Raw genomic sequence first — 19,501 nt, forward strand, 5'->3', positions numbered from 1 at the left:
GCATCGTGCGATGCGGCATCGGCGCGCCGAACTGTCAATGCGCAGCACTCGGCACTGCGCTTTTTCATCCGTTGTCACAAGTGCGCCGTCCGATTCGCCGATATTCGGCGACGCATTCCATTGGCGTTTTCCATGCCTTTAGCCGTATTCGACTGCGCACGGTTCTTTTCATGACCGTTTCTTCGATGCCGGTTCGGCGGATCCCCGCCGCGCAGCGGCGGCGCATGAGGTGCCGAATGTCGAATGTCGGTTGTCGAAGCCGGGGCGTCCGGCCGATCGCGCTGCCGACGGCCAAGCACGCCGCACCGGACGGGCCCGCGATGCGATCCGCGCGTGTGGAAGCTTCGCCAGTACGATTCGATCACGTTCGGTGGCTTCACCGCGCTGTCGCTGTGGATTCCGCAATATTCGAAGAGTGGCTACGGGATGTCGCTCGTCGCCGCGGCGGGGTTCTCGCTGCCGGGCTCGGTGCTGCGTGCGCTCGACGTGCTTCATGTTCCTGTACGGGATCGTCTGGGTGTCGCTGACCATCCTCTATCTGTCCGAGATCCGGCGCGTGCCGGTTCCGGGCGGCGTCAAGCGCTGAACGATCAGGCCACGCGCTCGGCGTCGGCCGGCTGCGCTTGCGGTTCGCCTGCCGGCGCACGCTCGCCGTTCGACGACCACCGCTTGCGCGCGGTCGGCTCGAGAATGCTCGACGCGTTGCCGAGGAAGAGCCAGTGGACCTGGCCGGGCGCGGACGCGTCGGTTTCGCGAATCCAGTTCGCGCCGCAGGCGCTGCACCGGTATTTGCCGATCTCGACCGGCTTGCGCAGCAGCGGCCGCAGCCTGGTCGGCTTGCCGACGGCGACGAGCGGCGCGCCGCTCGCGGGATGCCGCTCGGCGAGGAGCGGCTGACAGACATCGCAAGGTATCATTGCTGCTTTCGTACGACGCGGGCGCGCACGCGCCCATGAATCAGGCGACGGTCTTGCGGCGCGGCTGCGGTTTCGCGGCGCCGCGGACGGCGACCGGACTGCGCGTCTTGTAGCTCACGCCGTGCTGCTCGAGATAGTCGCGAATCATCTGACGCACGACTTGCGACGGCGTCAGATCCTGCGCGGCGCACAACTGCTCGAACGCCTTCTTCTTGAAGGGGTCGATCAGGACGGTCAGACGGGCGCTTTTCGTTTCCATGGCGGGACACAGTGGCGAGTATGTTAATCAGATTATAATACATGCCGATTCCCGGACGATTTTTCGTCCGTTCCCTCATTTCCGGCGCCGCTTCGCGCGCGGTGGATCAAGCCTCGACCGGTTCGCCGAACCGGCTCCAGTCGTAGCTCACGCCCAGTTCGATGCGCACCGCCGCCTCGACGAGATCGACGCTGTGCCGATCCGCAATCGCATTCGCGCGCTCGATCATCGTCTCGAGCGACGGCAGCGGCGCGTCGCCTTTCCACGCGAAGCCGATCAGATTGAGCGCGCTGTCCTCGGCGGGCGCGAGCGTCGCCGACGCGCCGAACACGTCGCGCAGCGCGGCGAGGCAGTCGGCGACGCGCGGATCGTCGGTCAGCAGATTCACGACGAGCACGCCGCCTTCGGCGAGATGACGATGGCAGTCGGCATAGAACTGCCGGTTGCCGAGCTCGTACGGCAGGCCGGCGGCGTCGAAGCCGTCGACGATCAGCACGTCGGCGCACGCATCGCCCGACGCGACGTAACGGGCGCCGTCGGCGCACAGAACCGCGAAGCGCGCGTCGTCGGGCGGAATCCGGAACCGGTCGCGCAGCGCGATCACGTCCGGATTGATTTCGACCGACGTGATCTGCGTATCGGGCAGATGCCGGTGGCAATACTTCGCGAGCGAGCCGCCGCCCAAGCCGATCATCGCGATCCGGCGCGGCTCGGGACGCAGCAGCAGAAAGCCCATCACCGTGCGCGTGTAGCCGAGCGCGAGCAGGTCGGGGCTGTCGGCGTACATGCAGCTTTGCATGCCGCGGTCGTCGAAGCACAGCGACACGAGGTGCGGCGTTTCGATCACGACCGGCGAGTTTGCGCGCCCGCAGCGGTGCGGGGCGGACAGCGGCTCGGACGCGTTCGCGGACATGCCGGGAAAGCGTGGTCGCATCGGCCGATTCCCGCTCATCGGCTCGCGGTCAGCAACGAAGCCAGCGAATCGAGCGCGTCGTCCTCGTCGGGGCCGCTCGACAGGATCTGCATCTGCGTGCCGCACTTCGCGCGCAGCGCGACGACGGACATCACGTCCTTCGCGTTCGCGCGCCGGCCGTTCGCGACGACGACGATGTCGCTCTGAAAGCGGCCGGCCGCGCCGGCGAGCGTTTGACCGGCGAGCGCGGCGTCGTAGCGCCCCCATTTCGGGCCGATCTCGATCAATGCTTGTGCCACCAGGATTCCTTCAAGTAATTCATCGCGCGCCGGCCGTTCCGTCCGGCTTTCGCGCGTGCCTGCTCAGTGCATGGAGCGGGCCTGCGCACGGGCGAGGAACGCGAGCAATTCGCCGTCCCATGCGTCATCCTGCAGGACGATCTTCGCCGTGTCGAGCGGCTTCATGTCGCGGTTCAAATGCATGAGGAAGAGCGACCGGGGCGGGCACGGCCGGCGGAAGAAGTGCCCGTCGTCGTCGAGGAAGAGGCACGGGCGCTGCCGGATCCGCGCGCTCGAGACCGAGATGCGGTCCAGCACGTGGCGTGCCGATTCCTTCGGGTAGACGAAGATGACGTTCGTGCCGAGCGCTTCGAGGCGCTCGCAGGCGTCCGCGAAGCGGTACAGCATCTGGAAGCCGCGCTCGCCGCTCCGGCCGACGCCGACGATCACGAGCCCCTGCGCGCCCATCACGTCCCGCGGCTCGCGACGCGCGTAGTCGTGCGCCAGGAGCGCTACATGCATGTCGAACATGCGTGCCTCCGGGACGGGCCGCGCATCGGACGGCGCGTGCAGTTGAGCCAATCGCCGAACGGGGCCGGCGCGCGATCGATCATTTTCGTGCCAAGGGATGTATATGCACATAACATTAACATGGTATGTGCATGTTCGAAAAGTGGGCGCGTGCATCGAACGAGGCCGGCCGAGGTGCGAGAAGGGGGGGCGGCGCGCACTCCGGCGCCTGACGAACGGCTTTCGGAATAAATGTGCAACTGGCCGTCGCGGCTTGCGCGACACGGTTGCCGGCTTTGGCTCATGGCCGGCCGGGTGGCGGCGAGCGCCGGTATTCGGAACCTGAAATTGCTTTCGCTCTCGGGCCCGGGACGCCGGACCCGGATCGCGAACCTGTCGTTCGGGCGGGGCGTGCAAGGCGGCGTGCGGTGATCGCGCAGCGCAGCGCCGAGCCAGGCAGGCAGCCCCCGCCCGAGCCCGCGCCGGCAGCCGCCGCCCATCTGAGCGTGCGATTCGACGCCGGCGGGCGCCGCCGCGCGCCCGCGCGCCATCAATGCGCGCGCCCGTCGCCCGGCCGGCTCGCCCATTCGCGCAGATCGTCGAGCATCGGCACGCCGGCCAGCACGACGAGGAGGCCGGCGAGCGGGATCGTCACCGAGTAGCCGACATGCTTGAAGCCGAGCGCGCCCGCGAGGCCGCCGGCGAAGAACATCGCCAGCATCGCGCCGAGCACGCGCAGCTTCTGCCGGTTCGCGTACACATCGGGCTCGCCGGGCCCGGCTTGCGTCGAATTCCAGTAGAACAGCTTGCCGAGCTCGATGCCGAGATCGGTGACGATGCCTGTCATGTGCGTCGTACGGATCTCGGCGTTCGAGAGCTTCGTGATGATCGCGTTCTGCAGGCCCATGATGAAGCACAGCAGGACGACGGTGACGGGCACGAAGAACGCCCGCCAGAGCGCGAGATGGCTGCCGAGCAGGCCGAAGCACAGCAGCAGGAACGCCTCGAGCAGCAGCGGGAACGCGTAGCGGCTGTGCAGCCGCTTGCGCCGCCCCCAGTTGACGAGCACGGCCGACGAGGCGGCGCCGAGCAGGAACGACGCGAGCGACGCGACCCCGGCGAACACGAGCACGATGTTGCCGAGCGCCGCCTGATCGGCGATCGCCGACACGATCCCGCTCATGTGCGACGTGTACTGCTTGACGGCAAGGAAGCCGCCGGCGTTCGCGGCGCCCGCGACGAACGCGAGGGAAAAGCCGAGGTGCCGGTTGGCGTCGAGATTGCGATCCTTTCCGGCGAGACTGCGAAAGTAGGCGACTGGCATGGCGTGGCGGCGGATGGTCCTGCGCGTCCTGCTCGCATGTCCGGGGACCCGCGTGTTCGAGCGCCGAGTAGTCGCGACGCGACGCGTACCGGGGAGCGAGCGATGCGTATCGACGCGTATGGTGACAGATCGGCAATGGTGCTAGGATGATAACGCCATTATCATACTCTTGTAACGAAATGGTCCTGAGATGACGCCCGGCTCGACGCACCGAATCGAAGAGGAGAAAGAGAAGACGCGCTGCCCGAGCGCGCGTCGTCCACGCTGCGGCGCCGCATGCGCGCGGCTTTTCGCCGCTTGCACGGCGTGCGGCGCTTCGCCATACTCGTTCGAACGTCCGTTGGCGCGACGCTAGGCGATCCGCGAGTCAGACAACATGGAACAGGGCCTGCTTCTCCGATGCGTGCTGCTCGTCGCCCTCGCGTGGCTCGTGCTCGGCTGCGCCGGACTCGCGAACTTGCGCCGCACCGGCGTGATCGCACACGGGCTCTTTCCGCTCGGCGCGCTCGCCGGGCTCGCGCTGGCGGGCGTCGGCTTCGCCGGCGTGTTCGCCGCGCCGGCCACCGTCGTGCTGCCGCTCGGCCTGCCCGATCTGCCGTTCCATCTGCGCGTCGACGCGCTGTCTTCCTATTTCCTGTTCGTGCTCGGCGTGGTGACGGCGGGCGTCGGCGCATTCTCGTCCGGCTATTTCCGCAAGGGCGAGGGCACGGCGCCCGGCCTCATCTGCTTCGAATACCACGTCTGCGTTGCGAGCATGGTGCTCTTGCTCGTCGCGGACGACGCCTATTGCTTCATGGTCGCGTGGGAGACGCTGACGCTGTCGGCAACCTTCCTCGTGATGACGAACCACCGGATCGCCGAGATCCGCCGCGCCGCGTTCCTGTATTTCCTGATCTCGCACGTCGGCGCGCTCGCGCTCCTGCTGTGCTTCGGGCTGCTGCAGGCGGGCACGGGCGACTATACGTTCGCGAACATGCGCGTCCAGCATCTCGACGGGCTCGCCGCATCGGCCGCGTTCGTGCTCGCGCTCGTCGGCTTTGGCGCGAAGGCGGGCATCTTCCCGCTGCACGTGTGGCTGCCGGACGCGCATCCGGCCGCGCCGTCGCCCGTGTCCGCGCTGCTGAGCGGCTTCGTGCTGAAGGTCGGCCTGTACGGGATCCTGCGGACGGTCCTCGATCTGCTGCACGTGCAGGTTGCATGGTGGGGCGTGCTGATGCTCGCGCTCGGCCTCTTCAGCGCGCTGCTCGGCGTCGTGTTCAGCACGATCCAGACCGACATGAAGCGGCTGCTCGCGTACTCGTCGATCGACAACATCGGCCTGATGTGCGTGAGCCTCGGCCTCACGATCCTGTTCCTCGGCTACCGTCTGCCCGCGCTCGCCGCGCTGTCGCTGACGGCGCTGCTGTATCAGATCGTCGCGCACGCGTGCTTCAAGAGCCTGCTGTTCCTCGGTACGGGCGCGGTGCTGCACGCGACGGGCGAGCGCAATCTCGGGCGGCTCGGCGGCCTGATCCGTTTCATGCCGTGGACCGCCTGGGCGATGCTCGCCGCCGTCGCCGCGAGCGCGGGGCTGCCGCCGTCGAGCGGCTTCGTGTCGGAGTGGCTGCTCGTGCAGAGCTTCCTCTTCACGCCGGGCCTGCCCGATTCCGTGCTCGGGATGACAGTGCCGCTCGTCGCCGCGCTCGTCGCGCTGACCGCGGCGCTCGCGGGCTACACGATGGTCAAGTTCTTCGGCATCGTCTTCCTCGGCCAGCCGCGCGAGGCGAAGCTCGAGCGCGCGCGCGACGCGAGCCCGTGGGAGCGCGTCGCGTTCTGCTGGTTCGCGGCGGCGAGCGTGCTGCTCGGCCTCGCGCCCGTCCAGTACGTGAAGGTGCTCGACGCGGTGACGCGCTCGCTGATCGGCGCGGGCATCGCCGGCGTCAACCACGGCTGGCTGCTGTTCGCGCCCGTGTCCACCGCGCGCGCGAGCTACATGCCGGCGCTCTTCATGCTGTTCTTCCTCGCGTGCTGCGCGCTCGCGTGGCTGCTCGTGCGACGCTTCTACCACGGGCGTCTGCGGCGCTCGGCGCCATGGTCGTGCGGCCATCCGTTCGTGACCGCGCGGATGCAGGATACGGCCGAAGGCTTCGGCCAGCCGATCCGCGAGATCTTCACGCCGTTCTTCCGGATCGAGCGGCGGCTGCCGTCGCCGTACGACGGGCGCCCGGAATACCGGATGAGCGTCGCGGACCGCACGTGGCATCTGCTCTACGAGCCGATCGCCGCGCTCGTGAACCGTGTCGCGGCGCTCGTCGGGCTGCTGCAGACGGGCCGCATCGCGATCTATCTGACGTACAGCTTCGTCGTGCTGATCGTTCTCCTGACGGTGGTGAGACGATGGTGACCGCATCCGGCATCCTGTCGCAGACGCTCGAGATTCTCGTCGCGCTCGCGGCCGCGCCGCTGTTGACGGGCTGGGTCAACCAGTGCCGCGCGTGGCTGCAGAACCGCCGCGCGCCGAGCATCTGGCAGCCGTACCGGATGCTGCACAAGCTGTTCAACAAGGAATCGGTCGTCGTGGAGCACGCGAGCCCGCTGTTTCGCGGCGCGCCTTACGTCGTGTGGGCGGCGATGACGCTCGCGTGCGCGATCGTGCCGACGCTATCGACCGAACTGCCGTTCTCGCCCGCCGCCGACGCGATCGCGCTCGTCGGCCTGTTCGCGCTCGCGCGCGTCGCGCTGTCGCTCGCGGCGATGGATATCGGCACCGCGTTCGGCACGCTCGGCGCGCGCCGCGAGATGCTGATCGGCTTTCTCGCGGAGCCGGCGCTGCTGATGGTGCTGTTCTCGGCGTCGCTGATCACGCAATCGACGCTTCTGACGAGCATCGTCGCGACGCTCGGCCATCGCGAGCTCGTGATCTATCCGAGCCTCGCGTTCGCCGGGATCGCGTTCACGCTCGTATCGCTCGCGGAGAACGCGCGGCTGCCGGTCGACAACCCGGCGACGCACCTCGAGCTGACGATGATCCACGAGGCGCTGATCCTCGAATATTCGGGCCGCCATCTCGCGCTGATGGAATGGGCGGCGAGCCTCAAGCTCTTCGCGTATTCGTGCATCGGTCTCGCGCTCTTCATGCCGTGGGGGATCGCCGAGGCGGGCAATCCGCTCGCGCTGCTGCTCGCGCTGCCGGCGCTCTTCGTCAAGCTGCTGGTCGGCGGCGCGGCGCTCGCCGTCGTCGAGACGACGAACGCGAAGATGCGCCTTTTTCGCGTGCCCGAATTCCTCGCGACCGCGTTCCTGCTCGCGGTGATCGGCATGCTCGTCCATTTCCTGCTGGGGGCGTAGATGCACGGCTACGCGACCCAGCTCATCAATTTCCTCGCGGCGATCCTGCTGTTGCTGTCGTTCGCGATGCTGAGCCAGCGGCGGATCCTGTCGCTGATCCACCTCTATACGCTGCAGGGCGTCGCGCTCGTGTCGGCGAACCTGATCCTGGGCTTCGTGACCGCGGACACGCACCTGTACGTGTCCGCCGCGCTCACGCTGCTGCTGAAGGTCGGACTGATCCCGTGGATCCTGTACCGGCTCGTGCAGCGGCTGAACGTGAAGGCCGACGTCGAGCCGCTTCTCAACATCCCGACGACGCTCGTCGCCGGCATCGCGCTCGTGATCGTCGCGTTCAACGTCGCGGCGCCGATCAGCCGGCTCGCCGAATCGGCCGCGCGCGGCACGCTCGGCATCGCGCTCGCGTGCGTGCTGCTGTCGTTCATGATGATGATCACGCGCGCGAAGGCGATTCCGCAGGTGATCGGCTTCCTGTCGATGGAAAACGGTCTGTTCTTCGCGGCCGCGGCGGCGACGAACGGAATGCCGATGATCGTCGAGCTCGGGATCGGGCTCGACGTGCTCGTCGGCATCCTGATCCTCGGCGTGTTCATGTTCCAGATCCGCGAGCAGTTCGACAGCCTCGACATCCACCATCTCGAGAAACTGAAAGATGATTGACGTCTACGTCCTGCTGGCGTCGCTCGGCATTCCGCTCGTCGCGGGCGGCTGCCTTGCGTTCGTGCGGCGGCAGCTCGTCGCGCGCACGCTGAACGTCGGCTTCAGTTTCCTCACCTGCGCGGCGGCGCTGCTGCTCGCCGCCCGCACGGTCGCGCACGGGCCGATGTTCGCGCTGGACGGGCTGTTCTTCGTCGATCCGTTCAACGTGTTCCTCGTCGCGCTGACGGCGTTCGTCGGCTGGACGACGTCGCTGTTCTCGAATCCGTACATGCGCATCGAGCAGGACCGCGGCAAGATGAGCGACGGGCGGATGCGGCTCTATCACTGCATGTATCAGCTGTTCATCTTCGCGATGCTGCTCGCACTGCTGACGAACAACGTCGGCGTGCTGTGGGTCGCGATGGAGGCGGCGACGCTCGCGACGGTGCTGCTCGTCAGCGTCTACCGGACCGCGGCGAGCCTCGAAGCCGCGTGGAAGTACTTCATCCTGTGCGGCGTCGGCATCGCGCAGGCGCTGTTCGGCACGATCCTCCTGTATCTCGCGGCGGGCCGGCGGCTCGCCGACGGCGACGCGCTGTTGTGGACGAGCCTGAACGCCGTCAAGGCGCAGCTCGATCCGACGATCATGTCGATCGCATTCGTGTTCCTGCTCGTCGGCTACGGGACCAAGGTCGGGCTCGTGCCGATGCACAGCTGGCTGCCCGACGCGCACGCCGAGGGCCCGACGCCGATCTCGGCGGTGCTGTCCGGGCTGCTGCTGAACGTCGCGCTGTATGCGGTGCTGCGCTGCAAGGTGCTTGCCGACGGCGCGCTCGGCAACGGCCTGCCCGGCCATCTGCTCGTCGGCTTCGGGCTCGTGTCGGTGCTCGTCGCATCGTTCTCGCTGTTCAGGCAGAAGGACGTGAAGCGGCTGTTTTCGTATTCGTCGATCGAGCACATGGGGCTGATGACGTTCGCGTTCGGCCTGGGCGGCCCGGTCGCGACGTTCGCCGGGCTGCTGCACATGACGGTTCATTCGCTCGTGAAGTCGGCGATCTTCTTCACGGTCGGGCACGCGGCGCAGAAGGCGCGCACGCAGGCGATCGACGGCATACAAGGGCTTTTGAAGGTGAGTCCGACGGTGGGCTGGGGGATGATGTTGGGCGCGCTCGCGATCCTCGGCATGCCGCCGTTCGGCGTGTTCGCGAGCGAATTCCTGATCCTGACGACGGCGATCGCGAAGCTGCCGTGGAGCGCGCCGCTCCTGCTCGCCGCGCTCGCGGCGGCGTTCGCGGCGATCTTCATGCGCGTGCAGGGCATGGTGTTCGGCGAATCGAACGTCGCGGCGCTCGAGCATCCGCCGGCGCTGTTGCCGGTATTCGTTCATCTCGGCCTCGGCTTGATGCTCGGGCTCTACGTGCCGCCGTATCTCGCGACCTGGTATCGGCAGGCGGCGGCGATGATTGCGGGGTAGGCGATGCGGATCGAATCGTTCCACATTCCTGGGCAGACGCGCTTGGCGAGCGCGGCGGGGCAGCCGCACGTCGTGTTCGCGTCGATCGACGCCGACGCGTGGACGCGCGCCGCCGAGACGATCCGCGAAGCGGGCGGGCGGCTCGTCACGCTATGGGGCGGCGAGCCCGTCGCGGGCCGCTTCGAGATGTGCGCCGCGTACGAGCTGGACGACGGCCTGCTGTGGCTGCGGCTGCCGGTCGAGCCGGCGGCGGACGAAGCGGGAGACTACCCGGATCTGTCGACGCTTTTCGCGAGCGCGACGCGGATGCAGCGTGCGGTCCACGACCTCGTCGGGCTGCGCGCGCGCGGCGCGGGCGATACGCGGCCGTGGCTCGATCACGGGGCATGGCCGCGCGATTACCATCCGCTGCGCAGGAACGTGACGGGCCGGGAGCGCTTCGATAGCGCGACGGTCGACTATCCGTTCGTGCCGGTCGCGGGCGAAGGCGTGCACGAGATCGCGGTCGGGCCGATTCACGCGGGCGTGATCGAGCCCGGTCATTTCCGTTTCTCGGTCGTCGGCGAGAAGGTGCTGCGGCTCGAGGAACGGCTCGGCTACGCGCATCGCGGCGTCGAGCGGCTGTTCGAGCGCGCGGATGCGCTTGCGGGCAGCCGTCTCGCCGCGCGCATCGCCGGCGATTCGACGGTCGCGTTCACGTGGGCGTACTGCATGGCGCTCGAACAGGCGATGAAGGTCCGCGTGCCGGACCGCGCGCTGCGTTTGCGCGCGCTGCTGCTCGAGCGCGAGCGCGTCGCGAATCATCTCGGCGACCTCGGCGCGCTCGGCAACGACGCGGGCTTCGCGGTCGGCCTCGCGCAGTTCTCGCGGCTCAAGGAAGACTGGCTGCGTCTGAACGACCGGATCTTCGGGCATCGCTATCTGATGGATCGAATCGTGCCCGGCGGCGTCGAGCGCGACATCGCGGCGGACGACGCCGCGGCGCTCGTCGCCCAGTGCGACCGGATCGAGGCCGAGGTGCGCGCCATGCAGACGATCTACGACGATCAGTCCGGCCTGCAGGACCGCTTCGCGGGCACGGGGCGGCTCACCGCGCAGACGGCCGCGCATTTCGGCGTCTGCGGGCTGGCCGCGCGCGCGAGCGGGAAGGCGCGCGACGCGCGCGTCGATCATCGGCTCGCGCCGTACGACGTAGTGCCCGTCGACGTCGTCAGCGACCCGCGCGGCGACGTCGCCGCGCGGGTCGCGGTGCGTTTCGCGGAGACGTACGAATCGATGCGGGCGATTCGTGCGCTGCTTGCCGATCTGCCGGGCGACGGGATTGCCGCGCCGGTTGCGTCCGTCGCGTCCGTTGCATCCGTTGCATCCGTTGCGAACGCGCCGAGCGGCTCGGGTGATGCGGGAGCGGCAGGACGCGGCGCAGACGATGCACGGCGCGGCGTCGGCTGGATCGAGGGCTGGCGCGGCCCGGTGCTCGTCGCGCTCGAACTCGGCGCGCAAGGCGGCGTTGCGCGCTGTCATTGCCACGATCCGTCGTGGCACAACTGGCCGGCGCTCGAACATGCGATCATCGGCAACATCGTTCCCGACTTTCCTTTGATCAACAAGTCGTTCAACTTGAACTACGCGGGGCACGACCTGTAATGTGGCAGCTCGTCAGACAGATCGCACGCACCGGCCGGCCGGACGAGCCCGCGCCGCCCGGCGAGGACGCGTGGCGGCGCGATGCGCAGCGCATCCAGCAGGACATCCTCGACATCCTCGGGCGCGCGCTGTGCATCCGCGCGATCGATGCCGGCTCGTGCAACGGCTGCGAGCTCGAACTGCATGCGCTCGGCAATCCGTACTACAACATCGAAGGGCTGGGAATCAAGTTCGTCGCGAGCCCGCGGCATGCGGACATGCTGCTGATCACCGGGCCGCTGACGCTCAACATGCGGGACGCCGTGCGTCTTGCGTACGACGCGACGCCCGCGCCGAAGCTCGTCGTCGCGGCGGGCGATTGCGCATGCACGGGCGGCGTGTTCGCGGACAGCTACGCGGTGTGCGGGCCGCTCGAGAAGCGCGTGCCGGTCGATCTGACGATTCCGGGCTGTCCGCCGCGGCCGATCGATCTGCTGCGCGGGATTCGCGGCGCGCTCGAGCATACGCGGGCGGGCGGCCGTTGATTTCAAGGTGGCGCTGACGCTTCGCGGTTCCAGGCGGGGAAAGCCGGCGGCCGGATTTGGGCCGGCGGCGGCGTCGCGTCGCAACGCGAATCGCGCGCATGAGCCTGTGGATTCCTCTTCGCATCGAGTCACATTCGAACCGTTCGATCGGCGCGTTGCCGCGGTCCGCGAACATATCCATTTCATGTGTAGGGGAATTCCTACATCCGTTGCGCAGAATCCTACGCGGCTCTCGTCTTTTGCTGATTTCCAATCAGGCACTTTTTATCGCACTCTTGATGGATCGAAAAAAACAAAAAGTTGCCGCGCCTGCTCGAAGCTGTACCTAGTCCGTACGCCAGCCAGCTTCCCGAAAGACGCGAAAACTCACTGTCAAAGCCATTTTCGGCCGAGCGAGCAATGGAATAGAAAGGCACGAAGTCGATGGGATTACTGCGGAGTTTCCGAGCCTGGCGCAAGCTGCGCCGCCTGCCGTCGATCAAGATCGAGACGAAGGCGGCCGAAGCGGAGATCGAGCCCGCGGCGCATGCGAAATGGGCGGTCGTCATCCGCAATGCGGAAGGCGCGCGAGTCGGCGAAGCGATATATGGCCTTTCGCAGCTGACCGACCGGCTGTACGTGCATAGCCTCGAGATCGCGCCGTCGGAGCGGCGGCGCGGCTACGCGCTCGCGTTCCTGATGATGCTGAACCGCTACTACAAGGTGCCGATCGTGCCGATGGGCGAGACGCCGGGCGGCAGCCCCTTCTGGGTCAACGTGAGCAAGCTCGGGCCGGGCGGGTTGGCCGTGCTGCTCGATGAAAAGGCGGACGGCGCGGACAAACCTCGTTCGCGCGCATAACGGCCCGCGCGAGCCGGCGAATGAGCGAGGCGAGCGGCCACCGCGTTTTGTTGATGTGACCGTTTCGCCGATTCGGGATTCCGGACGAAGCCGGTAGCCGCGCGTGAAAACCGCGAGCGGCAGCGCCGGTGCTCGATCAAATCGGGCATCCAAATGATGCTCGCGCCGCCGCCGCGATTGCCCAAACGTTCGCAAAGCAAAATGATCGGCCGCTTGCATGCCGCAGCGGCCGCTTTCGCGCCTCAGGCAGCCGGCGCGCGCACGAGCAGCAGCGGAATCTGCGTGAGCCGCGCGACGCGCAACGCGACGCTGCCGAGCAGCCAGCGCGACACGCCGCGCCGGCCGTGCGTGCCCATCACGAGCAGGTCGGCGGGCCAGCGGTCGGCTTCGCGGACGATCGTGTGCGCGACGTCGTCGCTCGTCCGGTCGGTGCTGACGACCGCGGTGCTCGTCTGGCCCGGCGCTTCGTCGAGCAACTGGCGCGCCACCGCCAGCGCCTTCTCGCTTTCCTCGACGAACGCGTCTTCGAGCACGTGAATCGGCACGAAATCGGTGAGCCGCACCGCGCGGTCGATCACGTAGATCGCACGCAAATGCGTGTCGGACGTCGCGAATTGCGCGCCGTACCGCAATGCGTGTGCGGCGATCGGGCTGCCGTCGGTTGCGAGCATGATGCGCTTCGGCGCATGCTCGGCGGTCTCGATGCCGGGCGGCACGACGAGGATCGCGCAATCCGTCTTGGCGAGCAGCGGTTCGGACACGCTGCGGTCGACCCAGCGCAGCAGCCCTTGATACTGGTGCGAGCCTACGACGAGGAGATCGGCTCGCCAGTCACGCGTTTCGTCGAGGAGGGCGTCGACGACGTCGCCGCCTTTCTTCGCGAGATCGACGATCGCCGTTTCGGTGGCGACGTCGGCGCGGCCGAACGCATTCGTTGCGTCGCCGAGCGCATTCGACGCGTCGTTGACGAGCTCGACGTGCGCCGCCGCGAATTCGGACGGCGCGAACGTGTGCGGCAGCGTGTACGCGCGCGGCGTGTCGACGACGCTGACGAAGCGCACGGTCGCGCCGGCGGGCGCCACGAGCTTTAGATAGGCGACCGCGCGCAGCGATGCCTTCGACGCATCGATCGCGACGAGAATGCGCGTGGGCAGCGACAGCGGGGCGTGGTTCGAGATATCGGTGGACATCGGCGACTCCATCAACGTGCTGGACGGACCAACTATTCGCTCATTCTGCGGCACCGGTCCCGGTATTCGTTGAGCGAAATCAATCTTTTCGAGCACGGCGGAATGGCACATGCGCGGCGCCGGCGTGCCGCGAAATGCCGGGGACGCCGCTCCGGCGCGGCGATTCGCGTTGAACGCGACGCCGATCGCGCGGGCTTCGCGCGATCGGATCGGATCGAAGCGCCGTTGTGCGAGTCGGGACGCGCGCATAGAATAGTTGCTCGCAATATGCATCTATTCATGCCGAACCGATCGCAGCCGCGCCGCGTTCATCGAGCGGCGCGGGCCGGCTGATCTTGCGGTGCATTACGCGCACTGTCGTTTCTTCATCCGAGTGTCATCCGATAAGGACTTCCGATCATGTCGCAGCCGCATCTCCATCTTTCTTCGACCGCGATTTATCCGTTCGACGCGCGCGGCGTCGCGAAGCGATTCCGTCATGCGGCGATCTTCGGCGCGCTCGACGCGCTTCAGTCCGGCGAAACCATGCGCTTCGTCAACGATCACGATCCGCTTCCGCTCCTCAACCAGATTCGCCTGCATTATGGCGAGCGGGTCGGCGTCGAGTACCGGCAGCGCGAGCCCGGGACGATCGTGATCGATTTCGTCGTCCAATGATCGACGCCGCCCGCCGCCCGCCGCCCGCCGCGCGGGCAGCGCCTCGGCCGTGGCGGCATCCGCGTCGCCCGCCGATGCCGAGCGGCGCCGTCCGCGCGCTCCATGCTCCATGCTCCGTGTGACCATAAGCGTATCCCGCCCCTCATGCATCCATCAGACCGTTTTCCTGAATTCTTCGACGCCGTGCCGCGCATCGCGCTGCACGATCCGCTCGCCGCATTCCTCGGCGCTGCGCATGGCGGCGGCGCGATCGAGTACGGCTATGCGGACGTCGTGAAGCTCGCGGGCCATTCGTGTCCGACGGTCGCGTCCGCGTATCTGATGACGCGTGCCGCGCTCAATGCGCTGTACGGCCATGCGCCCGCCGAGCGCGGCGCGATTCGCGTCGCGCTGCGCGATCCGGCGACGGAGGGCGTGACGGGCGTGATGGCGAACGTCGTCGGCATGCTGACGGGCGCGACGTTCGACACGGGCTTCAAGGGGATCGGCGGCCGCTTCGATCGCCGCCGGCTGCTCGCGTTCGGCGAGCCGATGCCGGGGCGGCTCCGCTTCACGCGTGTCGATACGGAAGCGAGCATCGGCGTGTCGGCGCGGCTCGATCGCGTGCCGGGCGATCCGCGGATCGCCGATCTGCTGCCGCGCTGCGTCGCGATGACGGCGTCGCCCGACGATGCCGCGTTGTTCCGCGAACTCTGGCAGGCGCGCGTTCGCCGGCTGCTGCTCGAACATGCGGACGACGCCGATGTCATCGTGCTGCATCGCTGATGCGCGGCGGGCTTGCCGCGCGGCGCAAGCGAAACGGATGCGCGCTGCGTCGCGGCACAAGCGCTGCGCCTGCGTTTGAGCGCATCGCGGCCTGTCCGCGCTCGCGGCGGACGAAAATCGGAAGGCGGAGTTTGAACCCCTCCGCCTAACCGACAACCAGTTTCGCCGAAGCGAGCATCAACGGCAGCCCGGCGAGCGCGAGCCCGGTCGACACGAGGATCATGCCTGCGATGTCTTCGGTCGGGCCGTCGTACTGTTGTGCGATCAGGTGGCTCAGCACCGCGACGGGCATCGTGCATTGAACGACGAACGCGCCCGCCGCGACGCTCGGCAGTCCCAGCAGGTACGCGAGCCCGAGCCCGACGCCGAGGCCGCCCGCGACACGCACGACCGCGAGCACCGCGACCCGGTGCAAGCCGGCGAGCCGGATGTTCGCGAGCGACGCGCCGAGCATCAGCAGCATCAGCGGCGGCGCCATGTTGCCGAGCTGCGTCGAGGTCGCCGCGAGCGGCGCGGGCAGGCGCAGGCCGTTCACCGTCATGAAGAGCGCGACGACGACCGCCCAGATCGTCGGGCTCGCAGCAATCGATTTCCACGACGCACGACCGGACAGCAGCCAGACGCCGATCGTGAAATGGCCGATCTGCACGAGCGCGGAGAATGCGACCGCATACAGCAGCCCTGGCTCGCCGAACGCGAAAAGCGCGACGGGCAAGCCGAGATTCGACGTATTGGGCAGCATCAGCGACGGCAGGTATTGTCGCAGCGGCAGCTTCAGCACGCGCAGGAAGAGCGCGCCGAGCGCCGCGAAGCACACGAGCGCGACGGCGCCCGCGGCGAACGTATGGACGAGCACGCGCGCCGTCAGATTCGGCCGGTCGAGCGACGACAGCAGCAGGCAAGGAATGCCGATGTTCGACACGAGCGCGCTCAGGCACGCGGCGTTCATCGGCAGCTTGAGCTTGACCCACAGCAGACCGATCAGCGAGCACACGAAGATCGGAAGGACGACCAGCGAAAAATCGTTTTGCATTCAGGCGATCTCGAGGAGACGGCGGCATGGGCCGCCGATGCGGGATGGCGCGCGCCGGCCGCGCGACGCAATCGTGGCGGCCGTCGCACGGCGCTCGACGATGCGGAGCGGGCGAAGCCGGATCAGTCTTCGCCGAAGCCGAAGACGAACTCGCGTTCGAGCGCGCCGCAGCCGTCGAAATTCAGACGGCGCATGTTGCGGCGCTGGTCGGGCGGATAGCGGGTGCGTCCATGCGTGACCGCAGTGTTGTCGCCGATCAGGATCTGCCCGGGCTCGAGCGGAAACAGCAGCACGTTGTCCGGATCGGTCAGGAAGCGCGCGAGGCTGCCGTACATGTCGGCGGCGGCGGGTGCGGGCGTCGCGGTGGCGGCGCCGTCGTTCATCCGGAACTTGATCGACCAGCCGTCGTCTTCCGGCTTGAACACGGCCGCCGTGCTCTTTTGCGTCGTGCGCTCGATCGTCAGTGCGTCGGCGTGCGTGAGCGGCGCGACGTCGCCGTAGCGCTCGACGATGTGACGATACGCGGCCTTCGCGCTCGACAGCGTCGACAGTCCGCCTTCCTGCGACGGTCTCACGCATTGCAGCGTGATGATCCGTTCGGGCGCGTCCGAGAATGCGCCGTCCGTATGCGGCAGATGCGCTTCGTGCGACGAATCGATGTGTCCGGCGACCGGCTTGAACGCGTTTATGGGGACGACGCCGTCGGCATCCGCGCGCTTATGCGGCGCGGCGTTGCCGAGCAGCGGCTTGAGCGCGAGCAGGTTCTCCCTTTCCGACGACTCGCAGTCGAGGATCACGAAGCCGTAACGATTGAAGGTTCCGATCATGTCGGAGATCTCGTCGTCGGTCATCGTGCAGGGAGAGCGGACGGGTAGCGTCACTTCGGTCAGCGGCAACGTGCTGTCGAACGGTTGACGAAGCGATTGCGCAGAAATGCTGGAAGTCAGAGTCAACATAATCGGCCCTCGGAACGTGGATTGCACACGGTTTTCGCCCAAGTGTTTCGATAATGCTAATTAACGGGCGATGTCTCCGCCTGTCTCTCTTTCCACTTTCTATCGTTTATATTACAAATGCATAAATGCGTTGCGAAATAGTTTACAAATAGATTGATTGGTCTAATTCCGGATTGGAAAGCCGAGATGGGGAGCGATGCGGTGTTTTATTGATGAAATTCGTTTTATTTCTGCATCGCGCGCAATGACTGAATTCAAGCGTTATTGCTTCTGAATGTTGAGTCTGTTCAAGCGTCGCATGCGCAGTACGAGCGTCAGCGACGTTTCAGGATATGCAAATAGGTAAAGTTATCGAATATTTTCTGATTGGCGATCGCATCCGATATTCGACACTGGAGACGAAAAAGTTCGAGTGTTCTAAAAAGTGGGAAATGAAGCGGTGAGTTTGGCGGCCGGTGCCGATTCGCGAATTCGATCGCGGCCCCATGCATATTGCGGATTGCTTCGAATGCGACAGGGACGCAAGCGAGCGAGACGGCCATGCGTGAGACGCATGATCAGGGCCCGCGTCGTCAAGCGAGGCGTTTCAAACGATTATTCGGCCGGGTCGAGCAACGACAATTCGTCAACGAACCGTACGCCGAACGAAGCGGTGCCGCGCGCATCCGCCGCACGCTCCGCGGCAATCGCATAGATCGCATGCGCCGCTCCCGTCGCGAGCAGCGGCGCACCGCGTTGCGCAAGGAGCGCCGCGATCAACGCGCCGAGCGCGCATCCGGCTCCCGTCACGCGCGTCAAGCGCGCGTCGCCGCCTGCGATCGCGAGCGTGTCGACGCCGTCCGTCACATAGTCGGTCGGCCCGCTTACCGCGACGATCGCGCCGCTGCGCCGCGCGAGATCGCCGATGAACGCGAGCGCGCTTTCCGAGCTCGCAGTCGTGTCGACGCCTTTGCCGGCCGCGGCGCCGCCCGCGAGCGCGATCAGCTCGCTCGCGTTGCCGCGGATCACGGTCGGCTTGAACGCGAGCAGATCGCGCACGATCGCGTCGTATTCGGGCGCGCCCGCGCCGACCGCGACCGGATCGAGCACCCAGCGCGTGCCCGCTTCCGCGGCGGCGCGCGCGGCCGCACGCAGCGTGTCGGCGCCGCTGCTCATCAGCGCCGCGGTGTTGATCCACAGCGCGCCGGCGCCGGCGCCGAAGCGCGCGGGCCAGTCGGCCGCCGCGCCGATCGCGGGCGCCGCGCCGACGGCGAGCAATGCATTGGCGCTCAGATTCGCCGCGACGTAGTTCGTGAGCCCATAGACGAACGGCGCGGCTTGCTTGAGCGCGGCCAACTCGTGGCGGACGGACGGCGTATTCCAGGAGATCGATTTCATGTCGTGGTTCCTTGTCGCATTCGGGTATTCGCGCATTCGGGCATTCGAGCCCGCATGCGCGAATGCTTGCGCATTCGCGCAACGTGCTCTGAAGTCCGCCGGCATCTTCGGGAAGTGCGGCCGAGGCACTGTAACCGTTGCGGCGCGCGCGTGCGTGGATCGCCGTCAAAGGCCTTCGATCGATTCCCTGCCGCAGGGACTCGCGGCGTGCACGATCGCGTGTGCACGCGTCGGCCCGCATGCGTGCGCGACGTCACGCGCTTCGCCGCTTCGGCTTCTCGTCCGGCATCGACAGAATGTCCAGCGCATGCTGCATCAGCTCGATGCTCAGGCTCTCCTGCATGATCCCGGCGTGCAGCACGAGATGCTGCAAGCGCCGATCCTTCGTGCCCATGTCGTGCGCGAAATCGCGCGCCTCGATCTCGCGATAGACCGCGAGCTTTTGCCGATGCAGCTCGAGCCGCCGCCTGATTTCGTCGGCGAGCCCGGTCGGCCCGACGACCGCCTCCGCGCGCAGCCGGATCATCAGCTCGTCGCGCAGCGGCTTCGGATCGTCGTGCAGCGCGATCCAGCGCTTCAGCTCCTTGCGGCCCGCCGGCAGGATCCGGTACGCGCGCTTGCGACCGCGCGCCTGCTCGACAGGCGTCGACTCGACCCAGCCTTCGTCCTCGAGCCGCGCGAGCTCGCGATAGATCTGCTGATGAGTCGCGTGCCAGAAGTAGCCGATCGAGCGGTCGAAGCGACGCGTCAGCTCGGAGCCGGAGCCCGGGCGTTCGGCGAGGGAGGTGAGCAGCGCGTGCGGCAGGGACATTGACGTTGGAGCGGATGGTCGAAACCCTTGAATCTTGCCATATCGCGGGATGCCTGCCCGTTT

20 protein-coding genes and 1 pseudogene are annotated in these 19,501 nt (G+C 67.3%); 10 read left to right on the forward strand and 11 right to left on the reverse strand.

Going from position 1 to position 19,501, the window contains the following annotated elements; all coding sequences use genetic code 11:
- Positions 1-324: 324 nt before the first annotated feature.
- A pseudogene (locus tag BG90_RS38120) lies at positions 325-483 on the forward strand (MFS transporter); the annotation flags it as partial.
- A gap of 107 nt (positions 484-590) precedes the next feature.
- Here BG90_RS38120 and BG90_RS26405 read toward each other — a convergent pair.
- The 6 genes from BG90_RS26405 to BG90_RS26430 form a co-directional block, all read right to left on the reverse strand.
- Entirely contained in the window at positions 591-917 is a 327-nt protein-coding gene (locus BG90_RS26405) for a hypothetical protein (protein ID WP_010118854.1), read from the reverse strand.
- Between the two features lie 40 nt (positions 918-957).
- Positions 958-1,176: a ribbon-helix-helix protein, CopG family gene (locus tag BG90_RS26410; protein ID WP_010109026.1), complete on the reverse strand. Its 219-nt coding sequence runs from the start codon at positions 1,174-1,176 to the stop codon at positions 958-960.
- A 106-nt stretch (positions 1,177-1,282) separates the two neighbouring features.
- Positions 1,283-2,089 (reverse strand): fused MFS/spermidine synthase, encoded by an 807-nt coding sequence (locus tag BG90_RS26415; RefSeq protein ID WP_010118853.1) that lies wholly within the window; start codon positions 2,087-2,089, stop codon positions 1,283-1,285.
- A 35-nt stretch (positions 2,090-2,124) separates the two neighbouring features.
- Positions 2,125-2,388: an HPr family phosphocarrier protein gene (locus tag BG90_RS26420; protein WP_025990234.1), complete on the reverse strand. Its 264-nt coding sequence runs from the start codon at positions 2,386-2,388 to the stop codon at positions 2,125-2,127.
- 63 nt (positions 2,389-2,451) lie between these two features.
- The gene (locus tag BG90_RS26425; protein ID WP_010109023.1) at positions 2,452-2,898 is read right to left on the reverse strand and encodes a hypothetical protein; all 447 of its coding nucleotides are present in this window, start codon (positions 2,896-2,898) and stop codon (positions 2,452-2,454) included.
- 529 nt (positions 2,899-3,427) lie between these two features.
- Entirely contained in the window at positions 3,428-4,201 is a 774-nt protein-coding gene (locus BG90_RS26430) for a YoaK family protein (protein WP_010118851.1), read from the reverse strand.
- 376 nt (positions 4,202-4,577) lie between these two features.
- On the opposite strand from BG90_RS26430, the gene hyfB reads away from it, so the two are divergent.
- The 7 genes from hyfB (at position 4,578) to BG90_RS26465 (ending at position 12,649) form a co-directional block, all read left to right on the forward strand.
- Positions 4,578-6,584, forward strand: a complete 2,007-nt coding sequence (gene hyfB / locus BG90_RS26435; RefSeq protein ID WP_010109020.1) for a hydrogenase 4 subunit B — start codon at positions 4,578-4,580, stop codon at positions 6,582-6,584.
- Positions 6,578-7,528, forward strand: coding sequence for a respiratory chain complex I subunit 1 family protein (locus BG90_RS26440; RefSeq protein WP_010118850.1), 951 nt, complete (start codon positions 6,578-6,580; stop codon positions 7,526-7,528). Before hyfB ends, BG90_RS26440 begins: the two co-directional genes overlap by 7 nt.
- Positions 7,529-8,188 (forward strand): formate hydrogenlyase, encoded by a 660-nt coding sequence (locus BG90_RS26445; protein ID WP_010118847.1) that lies wholly within the window; start codon positions 7,529-7,531, stop codon positions 8,186-8,188.
- A complete protein-coding gene (locus tag BG90_RS26450; RefSeq protein ID WP_010118845.1) occupies positions 8,181-9,641 on the forward strand; it encodes a hydrogenase 4 subunit F in 1,461 nt (486 codons plus the stop codon). The genes BG90_RS26445 and BG90_RS26450 overlap by 8 nt, the downstream gene beginning before the upstream one ends.
- Positions 9,642-9,644: 3 nt before the next feature.
- Positions 9,645-11,285, forward strand: coding sequence for a hydrogenase large subunit (locus tag BG90_RS26455; RefSeq protein ID WP_010118843.1), 1,641 nt, complete (start codon positions 9,645-9,647; stop codon positions 11,283-11,285).
- Positions 11,285-11,809 carry an NADH-quinone oxidoreductase subunit B family protein gene (locus BG90_RS26460; protein ID WP_010118841.1) on the forward strand — a complete coding sequence of 175 codons (525 nt, stop codon included), beginning with the start codon at positions 11,285-11,287 and terminating at the stop codon, positions 11,807-11,809. Before BG90_RS26455 ends, BG90_RS26460 begins: the two co-directional genes overlap by 1 nt.
- A gap of 423 nt (positions 11,810-12,232) precedes the next feature.
- A complete protein-coding gene (locus BG90_RS26465) occupies positions 12,233-12,649 on the forward strand; it encodes a hypothetical protein (protein ID WP_010118839.1) in 417 nt (138 codons plus the stop codon).
- Positions 12,650-12,891: 242 nt separating this feature from the next.
- Here BG90_RS26465 and BG90_RS26470 read toward each other — a convergent pair whose 3' ends face one another.
- The gene (locus BG90_RS26470; RefSeq protein ID WP_038802081.1) at positions 12,892-13,851 is read right to left on the reverse strand and encodes a universal stress protein; all 960 of its coding nucleotides are present in this window, start codon (positions 13,849-13,851) and stop codon (positions 12,892-12,894) included.
- 387 nt (positions 13,852-14,238) lie between these two features.
- On the opposite strand from BG90_RS26470, the gene BG90_RS26475 reads away from it, so the two are divergent.
- Positions 14,239-14,496 (forward strand): DUF2249 domain-containing protein, encoded by a 258-nt coding sequence (locus tag BG90_RS26475; RefSeq protein WP_025990232.1) that lies wholly within the window; start codon positions 14,239-14,241, stop codon positions 14,494-14,496.
- A 144-nt stretch (positions 14,497-14,640) separates the two neighbouring features.
- Positions 14,641-15,261 (forward strand): hypothetical protein, encoded by a 621-nt coding sequence (locus BG90_RS26480; protein WP_010118825.1) that lies wholly within the window; start codon positions 14,641-14,643, stop codon positions 15,259-15,261.
- A gap of 145 nt (positions 15,262-15,406) precedes the next feature.
- Here the strand turns inward: BG90_RS26480 and BG90_RS26485 are convergent, their stop codons facing one another.
- The 4 genes from BG90_RS26485 to BG90_RS26500 form a co-directional block, all read right to left on the reverse strand.
- A complete protein-coding gene (locus BG90_RS26485) occupies positions 15,407-16,294 on the reverse strand; it encodes an AEC family transporter (RefSeq protein WP_010109007.1) in 888 nt (295 codons plus the stop codon).
- Between the two features lie 122 nt (positions 16,295-16,416).
- A complete protein-coding gene (locus BG90_RS26490; protein WP_025990231.1) occupies positions 16,417-17,250 on the reverse strand; it encodes a TauD/TfdA family dioxygenase in 834 nt (277 codons plus the stop codon).
- A 594-nt stretch (positions 17,251-17,844) separates the two neighbouring features.
- Positions 17,845-18,627 (reverse strand): hydroxyethylthiazole kinase, encoded by a 783-nt coding sequence (thiM, locus tag BG90_RS26495; protein ID WP_045568576.1) that lies wholly within the window; start codon positions 18,625-18,627, stop codon positions 17,845-17,847.
- Between the two features lie 253 nt (positions 18,628-18,880).
- Positions 18,881-19,438: a PadR family transcriptional regulator gene (locus BG90_RS26500; protein ID WP_010109001.1), complete on the reverse strand. Its 558-nt coding sequence runs from the start codon at positions 19,436-19,438 to the stop codon at positions 18,881-18,883.
- Between the last annotated feature and the right edge of the window lie 63 nt (positions 19,439-19,501).

It is taken from the genome of Burkholderia oklahomensis C6786 (assembly GCF_000959365.1).
GTDB classification, from domain to species: domain Bacteria; phylum Pseudomonadota; class Gammaproteobacteria; order Burkholderiales; family Burkholderiaceae; genus Burkholderia; species Burkholderia oklahomensis.